The sequence below is a fragment of the Streptomyces laculatispora genome (assembly GCF_017353455.1).
GTDB classification, from domain to species: domain Bacteria; phylum Actinomycetota; class Actinomycetes; order Streptomycetales; family Streptomycetaceae; genus Streptomyces; species Streptomyces laculatispora.
Genome location: NZ_JAFMPZ010000483.1, coordinates 1 through 7,556, shown reverse-complemented (window position 1 = coordinate 7,556; position 7,556 = coordinate 1). Strand labels below are relative to the sequence as shown.

General features: G+C 72.6%; 5 protein-coding genes. 2 read left to right on the top strand and 3 right to left on the bottom strand.

Annotation, left to right across the window (positions count from 1 at the left end):
- The 3 genes from J1C73_RS24090 to J1C73_RS24080 form a co-directional block, all read right to left on the bottom strand.
- Positions 1-827 (bottom strand): coenzyme F420-0:L-glutamate ligase (locus tag J1C73_RS24090; protein ID WP_207318256.1); only part of this gene is annotated, 827 nt, incomplete at its 3' end.
- The gene (gene cofD, locus J1C73_RS24085; protein WP_207318255.1) at positions 824-1,780 is read right to left on the bottom strand and encodes a 2-phospho-L-lactate transferase; all 957 of its coding nucleotides are present in this window, start codon (positions 1,778-1,780) and stop codon (positions 824-826) included. The genes cofD and J1C73_RS24090, both read right to left, overlap by 4 nt.
- Positions 1,781-1,824: 44 nt before the next feature.
- On the bottom strand, positions 1,825-2,355 hold the full coding sequence (locus tag J1C73_RS24080; protein WP_207318254.1) for a cysteine dioxygenase: 531 nt from the start codon (positions 2,353-2,355) through the stop codon (positions 1,825-1,827).
- A gap of 706 nt (positions 2,356-3,061) precedes the next feature.
- On the opposite strand from J1C73_RS24080, the gene J1C73_RS24075 reads away from it, so the two are divergent.
- Complete coding sequence (locus J1C73_RS24075; RefSeq protein ID WP_024494319.1) at positions 3,062-3,325, top strand: WhiB family transcriptional regulator; 264 nt, start codon at positions 3,062-3,064, stop codon at positions 3,323-3,325.
- 439 nt (positions 3,326-3,764) lie between these two features.
- Positions 3,765-7,556, top strand: a 3,792-nt coding sequence (locus tag J1C73_RS24070; protein WP_207318253.1) for a glycosyltransferase, incomplete at its 3' end; no start/stop codon positions are given.

The following is a 7,556-nucleotide window of genomic DNA, read 5'->3' as shown; positions in this document are numbered from 1 at the left end:
GCGGTCACCGCCGCGGCCACGGCCCGCCGCACCGCACCCGGGTCCACCGGGTCGTCGGTGAACTCGCGCACCGTACGCCGCTGGGTCATCGCCTCCCGGACCGCCTCGGACGTCCCCAGCCGGAACATGTCGTCGGCCGCGACCCGCACCATCGCCCGTGCGCCCCCGGCACCGGCCGGGTCCACGACATGGCCGAGCCCGCGCACCACCGCCACCGGCAGCCCGTTCGCCTTGCCCTTGACCAGATCGCCGGCCGAGGCCAGTTCGTCGGCGGTGGCGACCACGGTCGCGCTCAGCGGATTGCCGTACGCGTCGCTCCCGCCCCGCAGATCGTCCAGCACCCGCACCCCGGCCGCCCCGATCGCGACATCGGTCAGCCCGTTGCGCCACGGGCGCCCGAAGGTGTCGGTGACGATGACGCCGACCTCGACGCCGAGCATGTCCCGCAGCCCCTCCCGGATCGCCCGCGCCGAAGCGTCGGCGTCCTCGGGCAGCAGCAGGACCGTTCCGGCGGGGGTGTTGGAGGCGTCGACCCCGGCCGCGGCCATGACCAGGCCCTGCCGGTTCTCGACGATCCGCAGCGTGCCGCGCCGCGCCACCACCCGGACCGTCTCGGCGTCGATCGCCGCCTCCCGGTCGGTGGCCTCGACGATCCGGCCCTCCGCCTTGGAGACGATCTTCGAGGTGACCAGCAGTACGTCACCGTCGGCGAGACCGGGCCCGGTGGCGGCGATCAGCTTGGCGAGATCGTCCCCGGCCCGGACCTCGGGCATCCCGGGCAGCGCCCACACCCGGAACGAGGGCGCGGCGTCCGGGGCCGCGCTCATGCCCGTACCTCTTCGGCGAGAACCAGCGCCTGCCGCGCCATCTCGGCCGTGGCGGCGACATCGGTCATCATCAGCGGTACGGAACGGCAGCGGATGCCCGCGGACTCCACCTCGTCCACCGAGCCCGCGTCCACGGTGTCGACGAGCCAGCCGTCGAGCAGCCCGGAGCCGTAGTGCTGGGCGACCGCCGCGGCCGTCGACTCGACGCCCACCGCGGCGAGCACCTTGTCCGCCATCCCGCGCACCGGGGCGTCACCGACGATGGGGGAGAGGCCGACGACCGGCACCCCGGCCTCGGCGATGGCCTCCCGGATACCGGGCACGGCGAGGATGGTCCCGACGGACACGACGGGGTTCGACGGCGGGAAGAGGATGACGTCGGCCGAGGAGATCGCCTCCAGGACACCCGGCGCCGGCTTGGCCTGCTCGGCACCGACGGGCACGATCGCCTGGGCCGGGACGGAGGCGCGCAGCTTCACCCAGTACTCCTGGAAGTGGATGGCTCTGCTCTCGCCGTCGACATCGACCGCCACATGCGTCTCGATCCGGTCGTCGGACATCGGCAGCAGCCGGACCCCCGGCTTCCAGCGCGCACAGAGCGCCTCCGTGACGGCGCTCAGCGGATAGCCCGCGCCGAGCATCTGCGTACGGACGATATGGGTCGCGAAGTCACGGTCGCCGAGCCCGAACCACTCGGGTCCCACGCCGTAGGCCGCGAGTTCCTCCTTGACGTGGAAGCTCTCGTCGGTCCGGCCCCAGCCCTGGTCCTCGTTGATGCCACCGCCGAGGGTGTACATCACGGTGTCGAGGTCGGGGCAGACCTTGAGCCCGAACAGATGGATGTCGTCACCGGTGTTGCCGATCACCGTGATGTCCGCGTCGGGCGCGGCCTCCTTGAGGCCACGCAGAAAACGAGCACCACCGATACCGCCGGCCAGAACCACAATGCGCATGCGGACAGTTTGTCAGGCGAAGCGCGGTACCCGGCGGCGGGCCGTCAGACGGTGGCCGCGGACGGGGTGCACTGGGCGGAGTGCATCGGCATGTCGGTCAGTCCGGGGTAGTAGATGTGCAGGCTGACCGCCGGTTCGAGGGAGTCGTTGACCACCTCGTGGGCGTAGCCGGGGGCGAAGACACGCTGGGCGCCGTGGCCCAGCGTCCGCTTTCCGCGGTCCGTACGCTCTGTCAGTTCGCCCTCCAGCACGGTCAGGACGCCGGAGGACAGGCCGTGGTCGTGCAGTCCGCTGCCCTGGCCCGGGATCCAGCTGAGCAGCCAGACGTCGTAGCCGAGCGGGGTCTCCCCTGCTCGATCGGAGCCGGGAGCTTGGGGAAAGCTGAGCAGCCGGTGGTACCAGCGGGTGGTGGCGTCGTACTGGACGAGCGGGGCCCACCGGGAGCGGTCACCGGCGATGGAGCGGGCGAGCCCGGCGAACTCCGCCACCGTGGCGGGGTGCTCACGGGCGGGGCGCAGGAGGTGCTGGACCTCAAGGAGGTCGCCGGCGATCTGGAGGTCGCTGTAGCTGTTCATGGGTGCGGTGGTTCCTCGGCAGGAGTGCACGGAAGTGCGGGTGCGGATGCAGGGGTGTCGCGAGACCACGGGGACCGGGTGACCAACGGCCGCGAAGGCCGCAGGGGAGGATCCGGGGGTCCGGGATGAGCTGCGTCTGGCTGGAGCGCGAAGGCTTCAACAGCTGAGACAGCTGGAACAGCAACAGCGAGCCTGGACAGCGCTGCGGAACCCACGGATGTGGGTGACGCGCATCGCTGAGGTCGCTGGCATGACATCAAGGAGAGCTGAAGGACCTCGGGCTGTCAACCCAATGGCCGATTTGGGGTCAATGTTTCACCTCATCCGGTTGCGCCGGGCGGAGAAAGGTTTGTTCAGCGCTCGCGGCGGAGATGTGGCGCAGCAGACGCACCCGTAAACGTGGTCGCGGCCCCGTGACCCGACTGTGATCCTGATCGCTTCGGTGATCGAATTGCAACGTGTCCCCCCTCCGGGGAGTTTCCCTCAGTGACGGGTGGGTACACGACGAAGCCCATGGCGGATGTCAGGTTTTTGGTGATTTGAACACTTTCCGCATACCCTTGGTGCCGCAGAGTGAATACCGGGCCCAATAGCAGATCTGCGCTTGACTGGCACGAAGCTACACACTTGTAATTTCACTCGTGTCGTTCGGCCGATTCGGTAACGGCCGCATCACGGGGACGCAAGAGACAGACGAGGGGCGCACATGACCGAGCTGTTCCAGCAACTGCTGGTCGAGGACGCGGACGAGGAACTCGGCTGGCAGGAGCGCGCACTGTGCGCCCAGACCGACCCCGAGTCCTTTTTTCCCGAGAAGGGCGGATCCACCCGCGAGGCCAAGAAGGTCTGCCTCGCCTGTGAAGTCCGGTCCGAATGCCTTGAGTACGCCCTTTCCAAAGACGAGCGGTTCGGCATCTGGGGCGGTCTTTCCGAGCGCGAGCGACGGCGCCTGAAGAAGGCCGCGATCTGACGCGCGGCAGCCGGGGCACCCGGGACACCGGGCCCGGAAGGGCCCGGCCCGTGGGTGCCTGACCCGAAGAGCCCGACCGGAAGGTGCCGGGCCCGAAGAGCCTGACCCGAAGAGCCGGCCCGAAGATGCCGGACTCCGGGAGCGGACCGTTCCCCGGCCGCGCTCCCCGGCCCCGCTCGCCCAATGGCCCGCCGCCTGCATCCTGCCCGCAGGCGGCGGGCCATTGCCGTGCCCGCGGCTGCCTCCCCGGGCCCGGGCCGCCGCTCTCGGCCGCTGTGCCGTCGCCCTCGTTCAACCGCTCCGCGCCGCCCCGGTTATCCGTACCGTTAGTGTGGGGCCCCGTCCGAGACGCGCCAACGACCCGACAGGGCGCGCGTGTACACCGATGCAGCCCCCGGGGGTACGTTCCCCCGGACCCGGCCGGAGGGCCCGTACCTCGATGTCCGTGCACAGCCATTCGACGGCGCCGTACGCGGCCGCCGCCGCCCCAGAGTTCCCCCGGCATGTCGTCACCGCCGTGCTCGTCTCCCACGACGGCGCGCGCTGGCTGCCCGACGCACTCGCCGGGCTGCTCGGGCAGGAACGCCCCGTGCAGAGCGTCGTCGCCGCCGACACCGGCAGCGCCGACGACTCCGCGCAACTGGTCACCGAGGCGCTCGGCGCCGACCGCGTCCTGCACCTCGCGCGACGTACGGGCTTCGGCACCGCCGTCGACGAGGCGAGCCGCACCGCCGGTGTCCTCACCCCGGACGACCTGCCGTACCTGAAGCGCCCCAGCGGCTGGGACCCGGTCACCAGATCCTGGCGCGACGACGCCTACGACCTGCCCGAACTGCCGCACGGCGAACCGGTGCAATGGCTCTGGCTGCTCCACGACGACTGCGCGCCCGATCCCGACGCACTCGCCGAGATGCTCCGCGTCGTCGACAACGACCCGCACGCGGCGATCGTCGGCCCCAAGCTCCGGGGCTGGTACGACCGCAGGCAGCTCCTCGAAGTCGGGGTCTCCATCGCCAACAGCGGGCGCCGCTGGACCGGACTCGACCGGCGCGAGCAGGACCAGGGCCAGCACGACCAGGTCCGTACCGTCCTGTCCGTCTCCACCGCGGGCATGCTGATCCGCCGTGACGTGTGGGAGGAGCTCGGCGGGTTCGACCGCAGGCTTCCCCTGATGCGCGACGACGTCGACCTGTGCTGGCGCGCTCACATGGCCGGCCACCGGGTGCTCGTCGCCCCCGACGCCGTCCTGCGGCACGCCGAGGCGTCCGCCCGCGAACGCCGTCCCATCGACTGCGCCGGGCGTTCCGTCTCCAGCCCGCACCGTGTCGACAAGGCCGGCGCCGTCTACACGATGCTGGTCAACGCCCGCGGCAAGCTGTTGCTCTGGGCGCTGCTCCGGCTGGTGCTCGGCACCCTGCTGCGTACGCTCGCCTACCTCGTCGGCAAGGTGCCCGGCCAGGCGCTCGACGAGGTCGCCGGACTCCTCGGCACCCTGCTGCGGCCCGGACGGATCCTCGCGGCCCGCCGCCAACGCGGCAAGGGCGCCATCGACCCGGCCGAGCTGCGCGGGCTCTTCCCGGCGCCCGGCGCCACCGTCCGCGCGACCGTGGAACAGGTCGCCGGGAACTTCGGCCGCTCCACGGAGGCCGAGACCGGCGGCTCGCGGCACGGCGCCGTCGAGTCCGGACCGGGCGGCGACGACGCCGACTTCCTGGAGATCGACCAGTTCGCCAAGTTGAAGCGGGTCGGGCGCAAGCCGGGCCCGGTGCTCTTCGCCGTCCTGCTCCTGGTCTCGCTCGTCGCCTGCCGCAGCCTCATCGGCGGCGGCGCGCTGGCCGGCGGCGCCCTGCTGCCCGCACCCGGCGACGTCTCCGAGCTGTGGGGCCGGTACGCGGACGGCTGGCACACCGTGGGCACCGGCGGCACCCAGACCGCACCGCCCTACCTGGGCGTGATCTCGGCCCTGTCCGCGCTGTTCCTCGGCTCCACCGGATTCGCGCTCACCCTGCTGCTGGTCTTCTCGGTCCCGCTCGCCGGGCTCACCGCGTACTTCGTCTCCCGCCCGCTGATCCCCTCGCGGCTGCTGCGGGCCTGGGCGAGTGTCGCGTACGCCTTCCTGCCCGCCGCGACCGGCGCCCTGGCGACCGGCCGGCTCGGCACCGCCGTACTGCTCGTCCTGCTGCCCCTGATCGCCCGCGCGGCCGTCTCCGCACACGGGATGCGCGGCGGCGGCGCCAGCCGCGGCAGCTGGCGCGCGACCTGGGCTTACACCCTGCTCCTCACCCTCACGATGGCGTTCACCCCCATCGTGTGGCCGCTCGCCGTGGTCCTCGGCGTCGGTGTCCTGGCGCTGCGCCGCAACGACATCACGGCCTACGGACTCCGCTTCCTCGCCGCCGTCGGCACCCCGCTGCTCGTCCTGGCGCCCTGGTCGCTCTCGCTCCTGACCAGCCCCTCGTCCTTCCTGGAGGAAGCGGGCCTTCAGACCGGTACGGGATCGGCCTCCGCCCTCGACCTGCTCGGGATCAGCCCCGGCGGGCCCAAGGCGGCGGGCGGCGTCCTGCTGCTCGGCATCGTGCTCGCGGCGCTGGCCGCGCTGCTGCGCGGAGAGCGGCAGTTCGCGGTCCGGACCGCCTGGGCCGTCGCCCTGGTGGGCCTGGCCTTCGCCGGGCTCGCCAACGGCTCGGGCTGGGCGGGACCGGCCACCCTCGTCTACGGCGCCGCGCTCATCGCCGCCGCGCTGGTCGGCGCGGACGGTGCCCGGGTACGCGTCGCCGAACTCAGCTTCGGCTGGCGCCAGCCGGTCGCCGTCCTGATCGCGCTCGCCGCGGGGATCGCCCCCGTGCTGGCCGCCTGCGGCTGGATGATCGGTGGCGCCGCGGGCCCGCTGGAGCGGCGCGACCCGGTGCAGGTGCCCGCGTTCGTCGCCGAGGAGAGCAGCACCCGCGACCAGCCGCGCACCCTGGTGCTCGGCAGCACGTCGCCCTCCTCCGTCGCGTACACCCTGGTCCGTGGCTCCGGCGCACGCCTCGGCGATGCCGAACTGGCCGCGGCCGGCGGCGGCAACAGCCACCTCGACAAGGTCGTCGCCAACCTGGTCGCGGGCTCCGGCGCCGACCAGGGCAGCCAGCTCAGCGGCTTCGCGATCCGGTACGTCCTCGTGCGGGACGGGGCGCCGAAGCAGATGAGCCGGGTGCTCGACGCGACGCCCGGCCTCAGCCGGCTCAGCCAGCTGGACGGCAGCGCGCTCTGGCGGGTCGACCGCCAGGTCGCCCGGATCATGATCGTCCCGTCCGCCGCCGGTGACGAGCCGCTTCCGGTCGGCTCCCGCCCGGTCGAGGCACACACCAAGATCCCGGCGGGCGGCGCCGGCCGGGTGCTGCGGATCGCCGACGCCGCCGACCCCGGGTGGCAGGCCACGCTCGACGGCCGTGCGCTGACCCGCAAGACCGTCGACGGCTGGGCCCAGGGCTTCGAGCTCCCCACCGAGGGCGGCTCGCTGGACCTCACGTACGAGACGTCCTTCACGCACTCCGCGTGGATCTGGGCCCAGGTCGCGTTCGCCGTGGTCCTGCTGGTCCTGGCCCTTCCGGGCCGCCGCCGGGAGATCGACGACGACCTGCCCGAGGAGACCGTGCCGGTCCCCGCCGAGCCGGTCGCGGGCGAGGGGCGCCGGGCGCGCAGGCTGCGCGCGGCCGCCCAGGCGGAGGGCGAGGAAGGCGGCGAGGACGTCGACACGGGCGAGGAGCGGGCGGAGTACGCCCCGGCCCGGCAGACGGCCGAACCGGAACCGCCGGCCACCGACGACCATGACGTCTTCGTGCCTCAGCAGGCCGAGGGGGACACCGGTCAGTACGCGGCCGTGCCGCAGCAGGCCGAGGGAGACACCGGCCAGTACGCGGCGGTGCCGCAGCAGCACGGGGAATGGGACGCCCAGCAGTACCAGGGCACCGACTACCCGCAGTACCAGGAAGGCCAGTACCAGGGCGACCAGTACGGGGCGGGGCAGCAGCAGAACCCCGCCGGCGGGTACGACCAGTACGGCTATCCGCAGCAGCAGAGCGACTACACCGCGTACGGCCAGGGCCAGTACACCAACGCCCCGTACGACGCGGCGACCCCGCAGTACGACCCCCAAGCCCAGTACGACCCCAACGCCCAGTACGGCACGGCCGATCAGTACGGCAATGCCCCGTACGACGCGAACGCGCAGTACGACCCCAACGCCCAG

Bases quoted from the DNA above. Each gene is read 5' to 3' on its own strand.
- cofD (WP_207318255.1), bottom strand. From the start codon at position 1,780: ATGCGCATTGTGGTTCTGGCCGGCGGTATCGGTGGTGCTCGTTTTCTG.
- J1C73_RS24080 (WP_207318254.1), bottom strand. From the start codon at position 2,355: ATGAACAGCTACAGCGACCTCCAGATCGCCGGCGACCTCCTTGAGGTC.
- J1C73_RS24075 (WP_024494319.1), top strand. From the start codon at position 3,062: ATGACCGAGCTGTTCCAGCAACTGCTGGTCGAGGACGCGGACGAGGAA.